Origin of the sequence: Streptomyces sindenensis (assembly GCF_014649035.1) — a bacterium.
Classification (GTDB): Bacteria; Actinomycetota; Actinomycetes; order Streptomycetales; family Streptomycetaceae; genus Streptomyces; species Streptomyces sindenensis.
Genome location: NZ_BMSG01000003.1, coordinates 1 through 18,591, shown reverse-complemented (window position 1 = coordinate 18,591; position 18,591 = coordinate 1). Strand labels below are relative to the sequence as shown.

Sequence of the window (18,591 nt, the reverse complement as noted above, 5' to 3'; positions counted from 1 at the left end):
ACGGGTCAGCCGCGCCAGACGTCGGCGGTCAGCGTGACCTTCCCGGAGGCAGGGACGGTGGCGGTGCGGTTGGCGCCGCTCTCCCAGGTGACGTTGCCGGCCGCGTCCTTGCGGACGTACTTGTAGGCGAACGTGGTCCCGGCGGGCAGGGCGACGTCCAGCTTCCAGACGGGGTACGTGGCCGGGTCGAGCTTGGGGGCGTTCGCCGGGTTCCAGTTGCCGAGGGCGGACTGGTCTCCGGTGACGTGGATGTTCTGGCCGGGCTGGGTGGTGGCGTTGACGCCGAAGGAGGCGCCGGAGGAGCCGTTGCCGGGGCCCGGGTCGGGGTTGGTGCCGCCGCCCCCGGAGCACGTACGGGCGTTCGCGTGCAGGGCGACGGCGGTGCCGGCCGGGACGGTGGCGGTGAACTGGCCGGAGCCGTTGACGGTGACGCCGTTGCCGGACTGGACGTCGCAGTAGTCACCGGCGGGCAGAGAGGTCTGGAAGGTCCGGTTCAGCGCGGAGCCCTCGTGGTTGATGGCGACGTACGCCTTGTTGCCCCGGCCGAAGGCGATCTGGTCGCCGCCGTTGTCCCACCAGTTGGTGACGGACTGGCCGCGGGCCGCGTTGCGGAAGCCGACCATGGAGGAGATCTCGCGCCAGGCGTGCTGGCACTTCCAGCCGTCGCTGTAGCAGGCGTTGACCTGGCCACCGCCGGGCGGTCCGGCGTCGTGGTCGCTGAACTCGTAGCCGGAGTGGACGTCCGGGGAGCCGTAGGGGTAGGCCAGCATGAAGACGTTGGCGAGCGTGTAGGCGGAGCCGTTCTTGTAGTTGAGGGTGTCGCCGCCCCGCTCGGTGTCGTGGTTGTCGACGAAGACACCGGCCTTGCCGGACTCCATGAAGCCCCAGCCCTCGCCGAAGTTCTTCAGGTGGGCGAGGTTCTCGTTGAGGAAGACCTGCTTGAGGCTCCGCCCGTAACGGAACTCCTGGACGTCCCCGGTGCCGAGGTATTCGGAGGGCGAGACGGCCTCACCCGCCCCGTAGATCGCCTCCTGCTTCCAGTAGACGTTCGGGTTGGTCAGCCGGGACTTGATGTTGGCCAGGTCGGCGGCGGGCATGTGCTTGGCGGCGTCGATGCGGAAGCCGTCCACGCCGAGCGAGAGCAGGTCGTTGAGGTACCCGGCGATCTTGCCGCGTACGTAGTCCTCGCCGGTGTCCAGGTCGGCGAGGCCGACCAGTTCGCAGTTCTGGACGTTGCCCCGGTCGTTGTAGTTGTTGCCGATCTGGGTGCGGCAGTCGTCCATGTCGGCGCCGGAGTACAGGCCCGGGTAGTCGTACTTGGTGTACGCGGAGCCGCCGGTGCCGGTGCCGTTCCCGGCCGACATGTGGTTGATGACGGAGTCGGCGACGACCTTCACACCGGCCGCGTGACACGTGTTGACCATGGCGGAGAAGGCGGCCCGGTCACCGAGCCGGCCGGCGATCTTATAGCTGACGGGCTGGTAGGAGGTCCACCACTGGCCGCCCTGGATGTGCTCCTGGGGCGGGGATACCTGGACGTAGCCGTAGCCCGCCGGACCGAGGGTGTCCGTACAGGCCTTGGCTATTGAGGCGAACTTCCACTCGAACATCACGGCGGTGACGTCCTTGTCGCCCGGAGCGGCGGCCTGCGCGGGGGACGCGGCGCCGAATCCGGTGGGGACGACGAGGGCGGCGGCGCCGGCCACGAGGGCGAGAGCGGCAGACAGTGGTCTGCGTGCCATGTCTTTCCTCCTGCGGGTGGGGGAAACGCGGGTGACGGTGCAGCCTCAGTCGGCAACGCGCCATGCCCTCAAGGCTCCTGAAGGTTCTTGCTGCAAGAATGCAAACCTTGCTGCGGACCAGACCGTACGAGGCCGCCAGGCACCGGTCAACCCTTTGGACATCCAGCGCTCACATCCACGAAACAAGCCATTCTTCTTCGCGGTTTCTTGCTGCAAGGTCTTTCGCAAGACATTGCGGGCCTGTTACGTTGCATCCGACTCCGGTCCGGTCGGCCGAGGGTTCCGGTCCCCGTCCGCAGGGGTGGGTTCCGGACCCCACGCGCCCGGCCGGCCGGGCCGGTCACGACAGAGAGAGGCACCCGGAGTCGCTACAACTCCCCGCCGGCCCTCCCTGGGCCGACTCCTGGTGCCTCTCCTGTACGTGTCCCTCTCGGCTCCTACGCGCGTACCGCCGCCGTCGAGCTCCGTACGACCAGCTCCGGCTGGAAGACGTACTCCGTGCGCTGCACCGGGCTCCCGCCGATCTCCTCCAGCAGCGCCCCCACGGCCGCCGCCGCCATCGCCTGCACGGGCTGGCGCACAGTGGTCAGCGGCGGATCGGTGAACGCGATGAGCTGGGAGTCGTCGAAGCCGACGACGGAGACGTCGCGCGGTACGTCGAGTCTCCTCCCCCGGGCGGCGCGGACCACGCCCAGTGCCATCAGGTCGCTGCCGCAGACGATGCCGGTGCACCCCGCGTCCAGCAGGGCGCCCGCCGCCACCTGACCGCCCTCGACGCTGAACAGCGTGGAGCAGACGAGTGTTTCGGCCTCGGAGCGGTCCATGCCGAGGATCGAGACGGCCGCCTCCACGAACCCGTCGCGCTTGCGGCGGGAGGGGACGTAGCGCTGCGGGCCGATGGCCAGGCCGATCCGGCGGTGGCCGAGATCGGCGAGATGCTGGAGGGCCATCCTGACGGCAGCGTTGTCATCGGGCGAGACGAACGGGGCGCTGATGCGCTCGTTGTAGCCGTTGATCAGGACGAACGGTACGCCGCGCTCGGTGAGCGCGGCGTACCGCCCCGGGTCGGCGGAGGTGTCCGCGTGCAGCCCGGACAGGAAGACGATGCCGCCGACGCCCCGCTCGACGAGCTGCTCGACGAGTTCGTCCTCGGTGGCCCCGCCCGGGAGCTGGGTGCAGAGCACGGGCGTGTAGCCGTGCCCGGCCAGCACCTGTTCGACGGACTGCGCGAACGCCGGGAAGATCGGGTTGGTGAGTTCGGGCGTCACCAGGCCGATCAGTCCGGCGCTGCGCTGCCGCAGCCGTACGGGGCGTTCGTAGCCCAGGATGTCGAGCGCCGCGAGCACCCGCTGACGGGTGGAGTCCGCGACGCCCTGCTTCCCGTTCAGGACCCGGCTGACCGTCGCCTCGCTGACCGCCGCCTGGCCGGCGATGTCGGAGAGGCGGGGCGTGGCCGTGGTCCTGGGCGCGGGGAGTGTCACACCGTCCACCACACCGTGGTGTCGGCGGGCAGCTCGGCCTCGGCGCCGTCCACGGCGACCGGGGAGCTGGCGAGCAGCACCTGGCCGCGGGCGGCGATCCGGACCGGGGCGCCGGTGGTGTTGACGGTGCAGACGAAGCCGGGGCGGGCGAAGACGAGGACGCCTTCGGGGCCGTCCAGCCATTCGACGTCCGTGCCCGCGCCGAGGCCCGGGTGGTCGCGGCGGGCGGCGATGGCGGCCCGGTACAGCTCCAGGGTGGAGCCCTCCACGCCGGTCTGCGCCTCGACGGACAGCTCGCCCCAGCCGGCGGGCTGCGGGAGCCAGCTGCCGCCCTCGCCGAAGCCGTACGACGTGCCCTCGCGGGTCCAGGGGATCGGGACACGGCAGCCGTCGCGGAAGCCGTCCTGGCCCTCGGCGCGGAAGAACGAGGGGTCCTGGCGGGCCTCGTCGGGCAGGTCGGTGACGTCGGGCAGGCCGAGTTCCTCGCCCTGGTAGACGTAGGCGGAGCCGGGCAGGGCGAGCATCAGCAGGGAGGCGGCGCGGGCGCGGCGCAGGCCGAGTTCGCGGTCGCCGGGGGTGCGGATCTGGGTACCGAGGCCGGCCGGGTTGGCGTACCGGGTGGCGTGCCGGGTGACGTCGTGGTTGGAGAGCACCCAGGTGGTGGGGGCGCCGACCGGGCGCATGGCGTCGAGCGAGGAGTCGATGACCTTGCGGAGCTCGGCGGCGTCCCAGGCGGTGGAGAGGTACTGGAAGTTGAACGCCTGGTGCATCTCGTCGTGGCGCACGTAGTTGGCCGTGCGCTCGACGGTCGGCGTCCACGCCTCGGCGACGGCGATCCTCTCGCCCGGGTACTCGTCGAGGATGGTGCGCCAGCTGCGGTAGATGGCGTGCACGCCGTCCTGGTCGAAGAACGGCATGACGTCGTTGCCGAGCAGCTTGAGCTGGTCGTGGGCGCCGAGGTCGGGCAGGCCCTCGGCCTTGACGAGGCCGTGGGCGACGTCGACGCGGAAGCCGTCGACGCCCATGTCGAGCCAGAAGCGCAGGATGGAGCGGAACTCGTCGGCGACGGCCGGGTGTTCCCAGTTGAAGTCGGGCTGCTCGGGGGCGAAGAGGTGGAGGTACCAGTCGCCGGGGGTGCCGTCCGGGTTCACCGTACGGGTCCAGGCGGGGCCGCCGAAGATGGACTCCCAGTCGTTGGGCGGGAGTTCGCCGTTCGCGCCCTTTCCGGGGCGGAAGTGGTAGCGCTCGCGCAGGGCGGAGCCGGGGCCCTCGGCCAGGGCGCGCTTGAACCACTCGTGCTGGTCGGAGGAGTGGTTGGGGACCAGGTCGACGATGACGCGCAGATCCAGGGCGTGTGCCTCGCGGATCAGGGCGTCGGCGTCCAGCAGGTTGCCGAACATGGGGTCGATGGCCCGGTAGTCGGAGACGTCGTAGCCCGCGTCGGCCTGCGGGGAGGCGTAGAAGGGGGAGAGCCACACCGCGTCGACGCCCAGGTCCTTGAGGTGGGGCAGGCGGGCGGTGACGCCGGGGAGGTCGCCCATCCCGTCGCCGTTGCCGTCGGCGAAGCTCCGCGGATAGACCTGGTAGATCACCGCGTCCTGCCACCAGCCGGTGCGGTGGCCCGGGGCGTCGTCGGACGTGCCGGTGGAGGGGGCAGCGAGGTGCTGGGTCATGTCGTCCCTGGGGTGTCTGGGTGGGAAGCGGCGCCGGGACCGGGTCGGGGTTTCCGGCGCCGCCGTGACGGGTGCGGTGGTGCGTGCGGGGTTCGGGCGTCCTGGTGGTGTCAGCCCTTGACTGCTCCGGCGGACATGCCGGTGACCAGGTGCTTCTGGGCGAAGAGGAAGACCAGGGCGGCCGGGATGGCGATGAGCACGGAGGCCGCGGTCATCGGGCCCCACTGGGCTCCGTACTGGTTGACGAACTTCTGGAGCCCGCCGGCCAGCGTGAGGTTCTCGTCGCCGACCAGGAAGGCGGACGCGTAGGCCACCTCGCCCCAGGCGGTGATGAAGGAGTAGAACGCGGTGACCGCGAGGCCCGGCTTGGCCAGGGGGAGGATCAGCCGGAAGAAGGTGCCGAAGGGGGTGAGGCCGTCGACTTCGCCCGACTCGTCGATCTCGCGCGGGATGGTGTCGAAGAAGCCCTTCATCATCCAGGCGCAGAACGGCACCGAGATGGTGAGGTAGGTGATGACGAGTCCGGTGGGCTGGTTGAGCAGCCCCAGGGTCGACATGATGTTGTAGATCGGCACGATGAGGACGGCGACCGGGAACATCTGGGTGATCAGCAGCGTCCACATCAGTCCGCGCTTGCCGGGGAAGCGGAAGCGGCTGACGGCGTATCCGGTGGTGGCGGCGACGAAGACGCCGATCGCCGTGGAGAGCGCGGAGATGATCACGGAGTTGGCGAACCAGTTGAGGAACTCGGTGTCGCGGATGAGGTTCGTGTAGTTGACGAACGTCGTCTCGCGGAAGAAGTCCGTGGTGGTCGCGTACTTGGCGGGCTTGAGCGAGGTCAGCAGGACCCACAGCACCGGGAAGACCGCGATCACCGAGGCGGCGATCAGGGTGAGGTGGAGGCCGACGGAGGCGAGCGGGGAGCGCTCGCCGCGGAGGCGGACCTTGCGGACGGCGTGCCGGGCGGTGGTGTCGGTCACGGTGGTCACCAGTTGTCTCCCTGGGAGCGCAGGACCCGCCGGTAGACGACGGCGAAGACCATCAGGAGGACGAGGATCAGCACGCCCCACGTGGAGGACTGCGCGTAGTCGCGCGGGCTGATCTCGAAGGAGAACTTGTACGCCTGGGTCACCAGGATCTGGGTCGCCTCACCGGGTCCGCCGCGGGTCAGCAGGAAGATCACCGGGAACATGTTGAAGGTCCAGATGGTGGAGAGCAGGACCACCGTGGTGGAGACCGGGCGCAGTCCGGGCAGCGTGACGTGGCGGAAGCGCTGCCAGGCGGTCGCGCCGTCCATCTCGGCCGCCTCGTACTGCTCGGAGGGGATGGACTGGAGGCCGCCGAGGAGGGCGACCATCATGAACGGGACGCCGAGCCAGACGTTGACGGCGATGACCGCGAACTTCGCCCAGGTCGGGTCGTTGAGCCACGGGACGGCGTCGATGCCGGCGCCGCCGAGGATCTTGTTGAGCAGGCCGCGCTCCTCGTTGTAGAGGAAGCGCCAGGCGAAGACCGAGACGAAGCCGGGGATGGCCCAGGGCAGGATGAGGGCCATGCGGTAGGCGGAGCGTCCGGCGATGCGGCGGTTGAGGATGTTCGCCAGGGCCATGCCGAGGACGAACGTGATGCTCACGCAGGAGACCGTCCACACCAGTGTCCAGCCGAGCGTGCCGAGGAACTGCGAGCCGGTCAGCGCGTCGACGTAGTTGTCGACGCCGATGAACTCGTAGGTGGCGGGGATCTCGTTGACCCCGATGGAGCGGGCGACGTTGCGCTCGTCGGCATCGGTCATCGAGAGGTAGATGCCGCGGACCAGCGGGTAGCCGATGATCACGCCGATCACGAGGACGACCGGGGCGACCATGGCCCAGGCGTACCAGTGGACCGACAGGGCGCGCCGGAGGCGGCCGTGGGCCGGCGGTGGGGTGCCAGTGCCGCGGCTCCGGCCGCGGGCGGTGTTCCCGCCCGCGGCCTTCACCACCGACTGGCTGGTGTGGACAGCCATGAGTCGGCCAACCTTCCTGTTACTTCCAGTCCTTCAGGAGCTTGCGGTACGCGTCGCCGGTGGCCTTGGCGGCCTTCTCCGGAGTGGTCTGGCCGGTGAGGACCTTGGTGTACTCGACGCGCAGCGGCTCGAAGAGGCTGCCGCCCTCGGGGATCCAGGGGCGCTCGACGGCGGTCTCGACGACCGGCTTGAAGAAGCCGACGATCTCGCTGTTGACCGCTTCCTTCTTGGCGTACGCGGAGGTGCGGGTGGGCAGCAGGTTCAGCTCGCCGGCGGCGGTGGCCTGGCTGTCCACGGAGGTCATGTACTCGACGAAGGCGTAGGAGGCGTCGAGGTTCTTGGAGCCGGCGTAGACGGCGAGGTTGTGGCCGCCCTGCGGGGCGCCCTGGGCGGCGGAGCCGGCCGGGACCGGGGCGACGCCCAGGTTGTCCTTGTCCGTGAACTCGCTGCCGGTCAGGGTGTCGGCGACGGCCCAGGGGCCGTTGATCATCATCGCGACGTCGCCGTTCTTGAACGCCTGCATCATGTTCTCCCAGCCGTCCGAGGCGTCCGTCTTCGCGGTGCCGTCGTCGACCAGTTCCTTGACCGCCTTGAACGCCTTGACGCCCTCGGGCTTGTCGATGGTGACGCTCTTGGAGCCGGCGTCGACCATGTCGCCGCCCTCGCCGTACAGGAAGGAGAGGAAGTAGTACGGGTCGTCGCCGCGGAGGTAGAGGCCGGTCTTGCCGGTCTTGTCCTTGATCTTCTTGGCGACGGTCTTGAGATCGTCCAGGTTGGCGGGCACCTCGACACCGGCCTCCTTGAACATCTTCTTGTTGTAGAAGATGCCCATGGAGTCGATGACCTGCGGCACCGCGTAGGTCTTGTCCTCGTACTTGGTGGACGCGACGGCCTGCTTGAGGAAGTCGTCCTGGTCCTTCAGGGCGGCGGTGCCGTCCAGCGGGGCCAGGTAGCCGAGGTTGGCGAAGTCCGGCGTCCAGGCGACCTCGGAGCGGATCACGTCGGGCGCGCCGTCGCCGGCCTGGGCGGCGTTCTTGAACTTGTTCTGTGCCTCACCGAAGGGCACGTTGACGTACTTGACGTCGACCTTCGGGTGCTTCTTCTCAAAGCCTTCGGCGAGCTTCTTGAAGACCTTGTCCTCGCTGCCGACGCTGGAGGTATCCCACCAGGTGACGGTGCCGGAGAGCTCGCCCGAGCTCTTGCTGCCGCCGGACTCGTCGTCGCTGCCGCAGGCGGTCGCCGCGAGCGCCAGGGCCGCGACCAGGGCGGTGGTCGTTATGCCACGTCGCATCTGAACTCCTTCAACTGCCGTACCGCTCCGTCGCGGCGCCGGGTCAACGTGAACGTAACAAGGATGAAAGACGACCGAAAGACCTTGCGGAAGATTTCTGCAAGCCTTGATGATCGTTACATTCGCGTGTCCTCAAGGTTGCCGTCAAGCCCCTTGACGGCAGCCACTCTCCTCTGCCAGAGGCGGGCGGGCCTGGCCATCACCGCAGGGCGACGTCCCGACCGCGCTCCGCGATCCGGCGCCGCAAGTCCTTGCAAGCCGTTGCCGGAAGCCGCCCCGGCCCTCCCTCCCGTACGGCCTCCGTACAGCCCCGCACACAGTGGGCAATCCGACACGGGCCCGGTACAGTCGCATCCCATGACCGCACGGCTTGCCGATATCGCAACTCAGGCGGGGGTCAGTGAAGCGACGGTCAGCCGAGTCCTGAACGGCAAGCCCGGAGTCGCGGCGGCCACCCGCGAATCCGTCCTCGCGGCGCTCGACGTCCTCGGCTACGAACGCCCGGTGCGGCTGCGCAGGCGCAGCGCGGGGCTGGTCGGCCTGATCACCCCGGAGCTGGAGAACCCGATCTTCCCGGCGCTGGCCCAGGTCATCGGCCAGGCCCTGACCCGGCAGGGCTACACCCCGGTGCTGGCCACCCAGACCCCCGGCGGCTCCACCGAGGACGAACTCACCGAAATGCTAGTGGACCGGGGCGTCTCGGGCATCATCTTCGTCTCCGGACTGCACGCGGACACCTCGGCCGACATGCAGCGCTACGAGCAACTGCGCGGCCAGGGGGTCCCCTTTGTACTGGTCAACGGCTTCTCCGCGAAGGTGCAGGCGCCGTTCATCTCACCGGACGACCGGGCGGCGATGCGGCTGGCGGTGACGCATCTGGTGGCGCTCGGCCACACCCGGATCGGCCTGGCGGTCGGCCCCAAGCGCTTCGTGCCGGTGCTCCGCAAGATCGAGGGCTTCCACGCGACGATGCGGGAGCAGCTGGGCCTGTCCGAGGAGGAGATCGAGGAGCTGATCCAGCACTCCCTGTACACGCTGGAGGGCGGCCAGGCCGCCGCCGCCGCCCTGATGGAGCGCGGCTGCACGGCGGTCGTGTGCGCGAGCGACATGATGGCGCTCGGGGCCATCCGGGCGGCCCGCCGGGAGTCCCGGGAGGTCCCCCGGGACCTCTCCGTGGTCGGCTACGACGACTCGCCCCTCATAGCGTTCACGGACCCGCCGCTGACCACGATCCGCCAGCCGGTGACGGCGATGGGCCAGGCCGCGGTCCGTACGCTCCTGGAGGAGATCGGCGGAACCCCGGCCCCGCACAGCGAGTTCGTCTTCATGCCCGAGCTGGTGGTACGCGGCTCGACGGCCGCCGGACCCGCAGGCGGGTCGGGGTCGGCTTCTCGTCCTTGAGGCGCAGGACGTGCGACCGGAACCCGACCGGAGGATGATCGTAGGCAGAGGAAGCTCTATGGAAGACTCTCTGCCTATGGGTGAGACACAGGTGACAGCACAGGAAGGCCGGTCGACGGTCGGTCCTTCACCCATCGCGGCCGAGGTGGCCCCCAGGACCGCCGACGCCCCGTCCGCCCCTCCCCCGGCCCCCGGGAAGACCGGCTGGCAGGCCCGCATCCGCTCGCTGCGGATGCCCGGCCGCCCCCGGCTCTGGTTCGAGATCCTGCTCATCGCAGTCAGTTACTGGCTGTACTCGCTCGTGCGCAATGCCGTCCCCGAGCAGAAGGCGGCGGCCCTGCGCAACGCGGACTGGATCTGGTCGGCGGAGAAGACCCTGGGTCTCGCCTTCGAGGAATCGGTCAATCACGCGGTCAATTCCGTGACCTGGCTGATCGTGTCGATGAACTACTACTACGCGACGCTGCACTTCGTCGTGACCATCGGCGTCCTCGTGTGGCTGTTCCGCCGCCACCCCGGCCGCTACGCCGCGACCCGGCTCGTCCTCTTCGCGACGACGGCCGTGGCCCTGCTCGGCTACTACCTCTACCCCCTGGCACCACCCCGTCTGATGAACGGCGCGAACTTCATCGACACGGTGCTCGTCCACGAGACGTGGGGCTCGATGGCGTCGGGCAACTTCAAGAACATGTCGAACCAGTACGCGGCGATGCCGTCGATGCACATCGGCTGGTCGCTCTGGTGCGGTCTGACGATCTTCGCCCTGGCCTCGGTGCCGTGGGCCCGCGTCCTGGGCCTGCTCTACCCGACGCTCACCCTGGTCGTCATCGTGGCCACCGCCAACCACTTCTGGCTGGACGCGGTGGGCGGCATGGCCTGCCTCGCGTTCGGCTACGCGGTCTCCCGCGTCTGGTACGGCTCGCTGCCGCACCGGCTGCCGAAGCGGGTGCCCGGGGCGGCGCAGGGCCGGCTGACCGGACTGCGCGCGGCACGCCTGCCCCGCCCGGCGTCCGAGCCGGATCCGAAGCCGGAGACGGGGGCGGAGCCGGGTGCCGGGCCCGAGGCGGAGGCGGAAGCCGAGCGGACGGCGGCCGGGGCGCGCAGGTCGTAGTCCTCGCACGGTGAACGCCCGGGAGACCCTCTTGCGCGCACACGACCACGACAAGGCGAAGGGCTCCACGGGGTCACGGAGCGCGTCCGGCCGAGTACTGACCGGGTCCGGCGCCCCCGCGCAACGGCTCCTCACCCTGCAGGGCAGCGTGGGCGACGGCTGAGACGGCCCGCGAGGCCGACCCGGCGACGCAGTCCGGGCAGAGCCCGGCGACGCGCTTCCGGGCGGCCCGGCGTCCAGCCCCTCCGGCGTGAGGAGCGGGGCCCGGGGCGGGGCCCCGAGAAGGACCCGGGGGCCGGGCCCCGGGAGCACCCGCCTCTCAGCCCGCCGCCCCGTAGAACCGCTCCTCCACCACCGCCCGGGCCCGCCGAGTGATCCGCCGGTAGTCGTCCAGCATGTCCCCGACATGCCCCGGCTCGTACCCCAGGTACCGCCCCACCGCCGCCAGCTCCCGCGCGTCGGACGGGAACGTGTCGCCCGGCCGCCCCCGCACCAGCATCACCGCGTTGCGCACCCGCGCCGCCAGCACCCACGCCTCGTCCAGCGTCTGCGCCTCCTCGGCCGGGATCAGCTCGGCGGCGCACGCGGCGGCCAGCGCCTCGCGGGTACGCGTCGTGCGCAGGCCGGGCTCCGCCCACCCGTGCTGCATCTGGATCAGCTGCACGGTCCATTCGACATCGCTCAGCCCGCCCCGCCCCAGCTTCGCGTGGAGCGTGGGGTCCGCGCCGCGCGGCATCCGCTCGGACTCCATCCGCGCCTTGAGCCGGCGGATCTCGCGCACGGCGTCCTCGCCGAGCCCCTCCATCGGATACCGCAGCGGATCGACCAGCTCGACGAAGGCCCGCCCCAACTCCTCGTCGCCCGCCATGTGTTCGGCCCGCAGCAGCGCCTGGCTCTCCCAGACCAGCGACCAGCGCCGGTAGTAGGCCTCGTACGACTTCAGCGTGCGGACCATCGGCCCGGTCCTGCCCTCGGGGCGCAGATCGGCGTCGATGAGCAACGGCGGGTCCGCGGTCGGCAGTTGGAGCAGTCGCCGCATCTCGCCCACGACGGCGTTGGCCGCCCGCCCGGCCTCCTCGTCGCTCACGCCCTCGCGCGGCTGATGGACGAAGAGGACATCGGCGTCGGAGCCGTAACTCAGCTCGTGTCCGCCGAAGCGGCCCATGCCGATGACGGCGAACCGGGTCGGCAGGGTGTCCCCCCACCGCTCGCGGACGGCGGCCCGCAGCGCGCCCGCGATGGTGGCGGCGTTGAGGTCGGTGACGGCGGAGCCGACGCGGTCGACGAGGGCCCCGTGGTCCTGCTCGGCGGGGCTGTCCTCGGTGCCGTACGAACCGATGAGGTCGGCGGCCGTCGTACGGAACAGCTCCCGGCGGCGCACCCCGCGCACCACCGCGACCGCCGACTCCGCGTCACCCGCGCGCCCCACCGCGGCCAGCACCTCCTGCTCCAGGTGCTCCCGGGTGCGCGGCTTCAGCCCCTCCGGGTCGCCGAGGATCGCCACCGCCTCGGGCGCCCGCATCAGCAGGTCCGGGGCGAGGCGGCCGGCGGAGAGGACCCGGGCGAGGTTCTCCGCGGCGGCGCCCTCGTCGCGCAGGAGCCGCAGATACCACGGGGTCTTGCCGAGCGCGTCGGACACCTTGCGGAAGCCGAGGAGCCCGGCGTCCGGGTCGGCGGAGTCCGCGAACCAGCCCAGCAGCACCGGCAGCAGGGTGCGCTGGATGGCGGCCTTGCGGGTCACCCCGGAGGAGAGGGCCTCCAGATGCCGCAGGGCGGCCGCCGGGTCGGCGTACCCGAGGGCCTCCAGGCGGATCGCGGCGGCCTTCGCGCTGAGCCGGGACTCGCCGGGGGCCAGCTGGGCGACGGCGTCCAGCAGCGGCCGGTAGAAGATCTTCTCGTGCAGCCGGCGTACGACGGAGGCGTGCCGCTTCCATGCCTTGTTCAGCTCGGCGACCGGGTCGGTGCGCATCCCGAGCGACCGGCCGAGCCGCCGCAGATCCGCCTCGTCCTCGGGGACCAGGTGGGTGCGCCGCAGCCGGTGGAGCTGGATGCGGTGCTCCATGGCGCGCAGGAAGCGGTACGCCTCGTCCAGCTGGGCGGCGTCGGCGCGGCCGACGTACCCGCCCTCGGCGAGCGCCCGCAGCGCCTCCAGGGTGGAGCCGCTGTGCAGCGAGGCGTCGCTGCGCCCGTGCACCAACTGGAGGAGCTGGACGGCGAACTCGACGTCCCGCAGCCCGCCGGGCCCGAGCTTCAGCTCGCGCTCGATGCGGTCGGCGGGGATGTTGTCGACGACCCGGCGGCGCATCTTCTGCACGTCGGGGACGAAGTTCTCCCGGTCGGCGGCCCCCCAGACGAGCGGCGACACCGCTTCGACGTACTCGGCGCCCAGCTCGGGGTCGCCGGCCACCGCCCGGGCCTTCAAGAGGGCCTGGAACTCCCAGGTCTTGGCCCAGCGCTGGTAGTAGGCGAGGTGGGAGCTGAGGGTGCGCACGAGCGGCCCGTTGCGGCCCTCGGGGCGGAGGTTGGCGTCGACCTCCCAGATGGTGCCCTCGACGGTGGTGTCGGAGCAGATCCGCATCATGTGCGCGGCCAGCCGGGTGGCGGCCTGCATGGCCTTGGTCTCGTCGACCCCGTCGCGCGCCTCCCCGACGAAGATCACGTCGACGTCGGAGACGTAGTTCAGCTCCTGCCCGCCGCACTTGCCCATCGCCACGACGGCCAGCCGGCACCGCGCGGCGTCCTCGGGCGCCGCCGTGCGGGCGATGGCGAGCGCGGCGCGCAGGGTGGCGGTGGCGAGGTCGGCCAGCTCGGCGGCGGTCTGGGCGAGACCGGTCGTCCCGCAGACGTCCCGGGCGGCGAGGGTGAGCAGGCACCGGCGGTAGGCGACCCGCAGCGAGTCCGGGTCGACGGCGTCGGCGAGCCCCTGCTCGAACTCGGCGACGCCGGGGTTCAGGTCGGCCGATTCGTACGTGACGAGCGCCTGCCAGTCGCGCGGGTGCCGGGCCAGGTGGTCCCCGAGCGCCTCGGAGGCGCCGAGGACCCCGAGGAGCCGGTCGCGCAGGGGCTTGGCGGTGACGAGGGTGTCGAGCAGCACCTGCCGCTCGCTCTCCTGACCCGCCTCCACGATCCGGACCAGTCCGCGCAGGGCCAGATCGGGGTCGGCGGTGGCCCCGAGCGCCTCCAGGAGGACCGGATCGGACCGTACGGAGGCGAGCGCGTCCAGGTCGAGGAGCTGCTCGGCTGCGGACGGGTCGGTGAAACCGTGCCGCAGCAGCCTGGTGAACGTACTGCTTCTGCGCCCCGGCGAGGTCGTCATCCCGTGCTCTCCTGCCAGCCGAACCCGAACTGCGTAACTGCTCGCCGCTTCCTCGCCGCGTCACAGCTCTCCGAGCCTAGTCCCGTGCCGATGGATTCGGGGCTGCGGCGGAGTCCACCCACGGGGAAAACACCTGACAGCACCCCGTTCCGGCCAGGCGGGGCGGGCCGCGCCCAGGTGCTCGCGGTCCGCCCTCCTCCGATGTCCGCGGTGCACCCCCGTGCGACGCGCCAGCGCTTCACGTGACCGGCCGGGCCGTCCCGATGACGACGGTGGCGTACAGCTCCTCGGAGACCCGGACCCGCGGGACGAGCCCCGCGGCGCGCAGGATCTCCACCGCCACGTCCCGCTGCCGCTCACTGGCCTCCATCAGCAGGCTGCCGCCCGGGGCGAGCCACGCTGGCGCCTCGGCCGCGACCCGGCGCATGACGTCGAGGCCGTCGCCGCCCCCGTCGAGGGCGACGCGCGGTTCGTGCACGCGGGCCTCGGCGGGGAGCAGCTCGACATCGGCGGTCGGGACGTACGGGACGTTGGCGACGAGCACGTCGACGCGGCCGCGCAGGCGGGCGGGAAGGGGGGCGAAGAGGTCACCCTCGTACACCTCCCCCAGCTCGCCGACGTTGCGCCGGGCGCAGCGTACGGCGGCGGGTTCGACGTCACAGGCGTGCAGGTCGACCCGGTCCAGGGCGGTGGCGAGGGCGACGCCGAGCGCACCCGAACCGCAGCAGAGGTCGACGACGACGGCCCGGCGGGGTGCGAGGGCGGCGGCCTGCGCCACGAGGAACTCCGTACGCCGCCGAGGCACGAAGACACCGGAGTCCACGGCGATGCGGCGGCCGTGGAACTCCGCCCAGCCCAGGACGTGTTCGAGCGGGAGCCCGGCGGCGCGGCGCTCGACGAGGGTGGCCAGTTCGTCCGGGGACGCGGCGGCCTCGTGGAGGAGGAGGGCCTCGTCCTCGGCGAAGACGCAACCGGCACGGCGGAGGGCGAGGACGGTGGTGGAGAGGGAGCTGATGGGGTGAACCGACATGCGAGCGAAGCCTTTCGGTCAAACCGATGGGCGCTCGACGATCGTTCTAGTCCGTCCGGTCAGCTTCGGCTGCTGCCGGTCGTCCGACGTGATCGCGCGGGGTGAGCACCCAGCCTGATCCAGCGGTAATGGGTCTCACCTCCTCGGCCGGTCTTCTCGTTCCCCGTGGCGTACGGGGGTCGTAACAGTACAACAGCCCGCTTCCGCACCCGTGCGGGGCGCGGAAGCGGGCTGCACGAGCCGTGCGGGCGGCTCACGGATCCACGCTGTCCCGCAGCTTGGCGGGCGTCAGGAACAGCGACGCGATGACACCGATCACGGCGATACCGGCCGCGCCGATCCCGCTGAGCGGCACGGTGTTCCGGGGGACGGGCGCCAGGTTCTGCATCGGCATGCCGCGATGCGGATGTGGATCGAGGAGGACCTGGCGCGGGAGCCGGCGGCGGTGATCGACAAGGTCCTGGACGAGGGGGCGGGGGTTCACGTGAGGGCGGGGTTTGGCCTCCCCCGCGATGCCTCAGCGGCTGGCCAGCGCCTCGCGCAACGTGTTCCCCGTACGTCCGGGAAGTGACTGGCACAACGACTCGACCCGGGAGCGGACCAAGCCGCCCCGGTAAGCAGGCGGAAGCTGACGCCAGACGTCGAGAGCGAGGCCGGCCGCGGCGGTCGGATCGCCGTCCGCCCGGACACAGGCCGCCCCATCGACGGCGACCAGAGCGCGGGTCATGACGGACGGGGCCTTGGTGAGCGCGAGTGCGGACTCCTGCTCGGCATACGCCTCACGGGTCCGCCCCATGAGCGTGAATGCCTGGGAGAGGTGTACGTGGTGCTTCTGCGGCGGGTAGCCGAACCAGGTGTCGGCTTCCTGGACCGAATCGAGTTTTGCAGCGGTGGCGCGGGCGTCACCGACCGCTCGCAGCGCTCCCTCCCGGTCTCCGACGGAGGCGAGTGACCGCGCGGCCACGGCTGCGGCCAGGGCGGCGGCAGCACTCGGCGAGCGGCCGGCTTCGGCACGGGCTCGCATGGCCAGAGCTGCGGCGGCATTCGGCGCTCCATAGTTCAGCGGCACCATCGCGTGCCGGCTGAGCACCCAGGCGAGCATGTGCCGATCGCCTGATTCGCGAGCCGCCTTTTCTGCCGTGGCGAACCAGCCGACCGCGTCCCGTTGCTCGCCTCGATCATGCTGGATGACAGCCACCAGCCCGGTGATGCCTGCTGCCGTGCGCGCCAGGTCTTTGCGGACCGCAGCCGGGTGAGGACGACCGAGAAGCTCCCTCAGCAGGTCGAGATCAACTTTCATCAGCTCCAGCACCTCGTGGGGCGGACGTCCTCGATATCCTCCGCGATGGCGTTCGAACGCCCCGTTCAGATAGGCGAGATCACTGCTGTCCGAGGCGGACAGGCCCGCGTTGATCCCGTGCCGCGCCTCCGAGATTTCCGGCACGCCCGCCATTCCCGTAGCCGCCGCTGCCACGCCGAGAAACTTCCGTCGTTCCACTACCGGGCCCTCCTCCCTCTTTTCTTGATCAATCAGCCGATGGAGCCTTCGGTGGCGTCGGCTGGCCACGACGGCACGAACGATTTCCTCCGTGGACCTGCCGTAACACTCGGCCAGCAGCGCATGCCACATCGGTGTGGGCAGACGCCGTTCGGTCTCCCAGCGCTTCAGGTTCTCCGGATCGAACCACTTTCCACCCTGGGCGGCCTGTAACGCCGACGCCTGTTCCTCACGCGTCAGACCAGCCGCTTCACGGATTCCCCTCAGCAGTGCCCCGATGCCTTCCGGTGCCATCATGCCCGTCCCCCAAGCCTCTGGAAATTCGCCATCGGATTCTGGCCCCCCAAAGCGGCCCCCGGCAGAAATTCGCACCACCGGATGGCCCACGACCGGCAGCCGGTAACGGAGTTGAGTAAACACCAGCAGACGTGACCGGTGGATGGAACACCCCTTTCCCAAGGACGGGCTTCCCAATCGATTCCAGGTCACACGTTCCGACGAAGGGGTCCCTGTGAGGCATGTGAGCAGCCAAAGCTTCCTCTTGGTCCGCGCCCCCACTGCGGCACAGATCAGCCGTCGGCGGCTTGTGGAACTCGTCAGCATGTGGCGCTTGCCCGAGGACGAGGACAGCCGTACGGCCATGACCACCGTGGTCTCGGAACTGGTCACCAACGCCGTCTCCCACGGGACAGGCGACACGCTCAGCGTGACCGTGCGCGCCGACACGCGCAGAAGCAGGCTCCTGCTCGAAGTCCACGACAACTCCCCGGTTCTGCCCCTGCTCCACTGCCCGGGTCCTGACTCCGAAAGCGGCCGGGGCATGGTGCTCGTCGGACACCTGTCGATCGCCTGCGGGGCCGAGAACACCGTGCGCGGCAAGCGGGTCTGGGCAGAGCTGACCTTGCCCCGGGAATCGGCGGGGCGATGGCGGGCCTTCGAATGTCTCGGCCCGCCGCCCGCCATCGTGGAACGGCTCCTCAACGCCTTCCGCCCCCCTTCCGTACGAAGCCCGGCGAACCGACGGCTGTCAGCGGCCGCTGACGGACCGTCTGCCTCAGGTCCGACCTGGTCTGTCCGACCCGGTCTGTCCGACCCGGCAGCAAGTCACTCATCACCCCACCAGAAGGAGAGAACATGAACCCGCTTCAGACCGCGGAGCACACCGACGAAAGCGACCTGCTCCCCGTCGAGATCGGGTGAAGCAACCGTGCTCACCGAGGGCCAGGGCGGCGGCCAGAGCGAGGACAAGCGCCGCGCCTACAACTGCTGACTCGTGCTCTGTGGGTGCGGACCCCGGCGTCCGCACCCACAGAAGCGTCCTCAACTCTGGAGCTCTGATCATGATCTTCGGTGGTAGCGGTTCCCCTTCCCGGCCGGGATTCCGGCCCATGGGCTCACGCCATCTCACTTCGCGGCTTCACACATGGGCACTCGGTGCCGTTCCCGCCCGTTCAGTGACTTGCCCGGACGGTCGGCGGCAGGTGCTCATTCTCGGACGGTGCGGAGCGAAGGACTCCGACTTACGTCGCCTGAGCTCGACGCTGCCCGACGACGTCACCTGGAAGTGGCCCGGCACCTACACGGTCATCGAGGAATCCGAGGAGACTGTCGTCATCCATACCGACCCTGCCTCGGCTCGCCCCATCTACCTCGTCGGGTACGACGGCGGGTGGGTGTGGTCCAGCTCAGCCCGTGCCCTGGCCTCGCTCACTCGTGCTGCGGTGGACGTCGAACGGCTCGCCTGCTCGATCTTCCTGCCGTCGGTCCCCGCACTCTCCGCGGGACGAACCTTCTTCTCCGGCGTTGAGCAGCTCCCGCCCGGGAGCCGGATCGTGCTACCGATCGACGGAGGCGCCCCACACACCACATCAGTGTGGAGACCGGATCCGTGCGAGTTCCTGCCACCCGCGGAACGCTTGCGTACGGCGCTCTTCGAAGCCGTGGCCGAGAGGGTCATGTCAGATCCCATGGTCTCCTGCGACCTCTCAGAAAGTGTTGGGTAAGCCGTTGATCACTCGCGGTTGAGGTCTTCGGTGAGGCGTC

Annotated in this window: 14 protein-coding genes; 4 read left to right on the top strand and 10 right to left on the bottom strand. The window is 70.5% G+C overall.

Annotated features, from left to right (window positions below; genetic code table 11):
* Positions 1-5: 5 nt before the first annotated feature.
* From IE145_RS05285 to IE145_RS05260, 6 genes are all read right to left on the bottom strand, one after another.
* Entirely contained in the window at positions 6-1,742 is a 1,737-nt protein-coding gene (locus tag IE145_RS05285; protein ID WP_189519316.1) for a carbohydrate-binding module family 20 domain-containing protein, read from the bottom strand.
* A 437-nt stretch (positions 1,743-2,179) separates the two neighbouring features.
* A complete protein-coding gene (locus tag IE145_RS05280; RefSeq protein WP_189519314.1) occupies positions 2,180-3,235 on the bottom strand; it encodes a LacI family DNA-binding transcriptional regulator in 1,056 nt (351 codons plus the stop codon).
* Complete coding sequence (locus tag IE145_RS05275) at positions 3,220-4,896, bottom strand: glycoside hydrolase family 13 protein (RefSeq protein WP_150195307.1); 1,677 nt, start codon at positions 4,894-4,896, stop codon at positions 3,220-3,222. The genes IE145_RS05280 and IE145_RS05275 overlap by 16 nt, the downstream gene beginning before the upstream one ends.
* A 110-nt stretch (positions 4,897-5,006) precedes the next feature.
* Positions 5,007-5,885 (bottom strand): sugar ABC transporter permease, encoded by an 879-nt coding sequence (locus tag IE145_RS05270; protein WP_150195309.1) that lies wholly within the window; start codon positions 5,883-5,885, stop codon positions 5,007-5,009.
* Positions 5,882-6,901, bottom strand: coding sequence for a carbohydrate ABC transporter permease (locus IE145_RS05265; protein ID WP_189519312.1), 1,020 nt, complete (start codon positions 6,899-6,901; stop codon positions 5,882-5,884). Before IE145_RS05265 ends, IE145_RS05270 begins: the two co-directional genes overlap by 4 nt.
* 19 nt (positions 6,902-6,920) lie before the next feature.
* Positions 6,921-8,192 carry an extracellular solute-binding protein gene (locus tag IE145_RS05260; protein WP_189519310.1) on the bottom strand — a complete coding sequence of 424 codons (1,272 nt, stop codon included), beginning with the start codon at positions 8,190-8,192 and terminating at the stop codon, positions 6,921-6,923.
* Between the two features lie 357 nt (positions 8,193-8,549).
* Between IE145_RS05260 and IE145_RS05255 the strand changes: the two genes are divergently transcribed.
* Together IE145_RS05255 and IE145_RS05250 are read left to right on the top strand one after the other, a co-directional pair.
* A complete protein-coding gene (locus tag IE145_RS05255) occupies positions 8,550-9,593 on the top strand; it encodes a LacI family DNA-binding transcriptional regulator (RefSeq protein ID WP_189519308.1) in 1,044 nt (347 codons plus the stop codon).
* A 76-nt stretch (positions 9,594-9,669) separates the two neighbouring features.
* A complete protein-coding gene (locus IE145_RS05250) occupies positions 9,670-10,704 on the top strand; it encodes a phosphatase PAP2 family protein (protein WP_189519306.1) in 1,035 nt (344 codons plus the stop codon).
* A 319-nt stretch (positions 10,705-11,023) separates the two neighbouring features.
* On the opposite strand, the gene IE145_RS05245 is transcribed toward IE145_RS05250, so the two are convergent.
* From IE145_RS05245 to IE145_RS05230, 4 genes are all read right to left on the bottom strand, one after another.
* Entirely contained in the window at positions 11,024-14,020 is a 2,997-nt protein-coding gene (locus IE145_RS05245; RefSeq protein ID WP_189519304.1) for a bifunctional [glutamine synthetase] adenylyltransferase/[glutamine synthetase]-adenylyl-L-tyrosine phosphorylase, read from the bottom strand.
* A gap of 238 nt (positions 14,021-14,258) precedes the next feature.
* Positions 14,259-15,050, bottom strand: a complete 792-nt coding sequence (locus tag IE145_RS05240) for a putative protein N(5)-glutamine methyltransferase (RefSeq protein ID WP_189519302.1) — start codon at positions 15,048-15,050, stop codon at positions 14,259-14,261.
* A 253-nt stretch (positions 15,051-15,303) separates the two neighbouring features.
* Positions 15,304-15,444 (bottom strand): hypothetical protein, encoded by a 141-nt coding sequence (locus IE145_RS05235; RefSeq protein WP_189519840.1) that lies wholly within the window; start codon positions 15,442-15,444, stop codon positions 15,304-15,306.
* A gap of 123 nt (positions 15,445-15,567) precedes the next feature.
* Entirely contained in the window at positions 15,568-16,845 is a 1,278-nt protein-coding gene (locus IE145_RS05230; protein WP_229825359.1) for an NsdA family TPR-like regulatory protein, read from the bottom strand.
* A 142-nt stretch (positions 16,846-16,987) separates the two neighbouring features.
* On the opposite strand from IE145_RS05230, the gene IE145_RS33910 reads away from it, so the two are divergent.
* Both IE145_RS33910 and IE145_RS33905 read left to right on the top strand, forming a co-directional pair.
* The gene (locus IE145_RS33910; RefSeq protein WP_373296570.1) at positions 16,988-17,686 is read left to right on the top strand and encodes an ATP-binding protein; all 699 of its coding nucleotides are present in this window, start codon (positions 16,988-16,990) and stop codon (positions 17,684-17,686) included.
* 69 nt (positions 17,687-17,755) lie between these two features.
* Positions 17,756-17,818: an albusnodin family lasso peptide gene (locus tag IE145_RS33905; protein WP_373296573.1), complete on the top strand. Its 63-nt coding sequence runs from the start codon at positions 17,756-17,758 to the stop codon at positions 17,816-17,818.
* Positions 17,819-18,591: the final 773 nt, after the last annotated feature.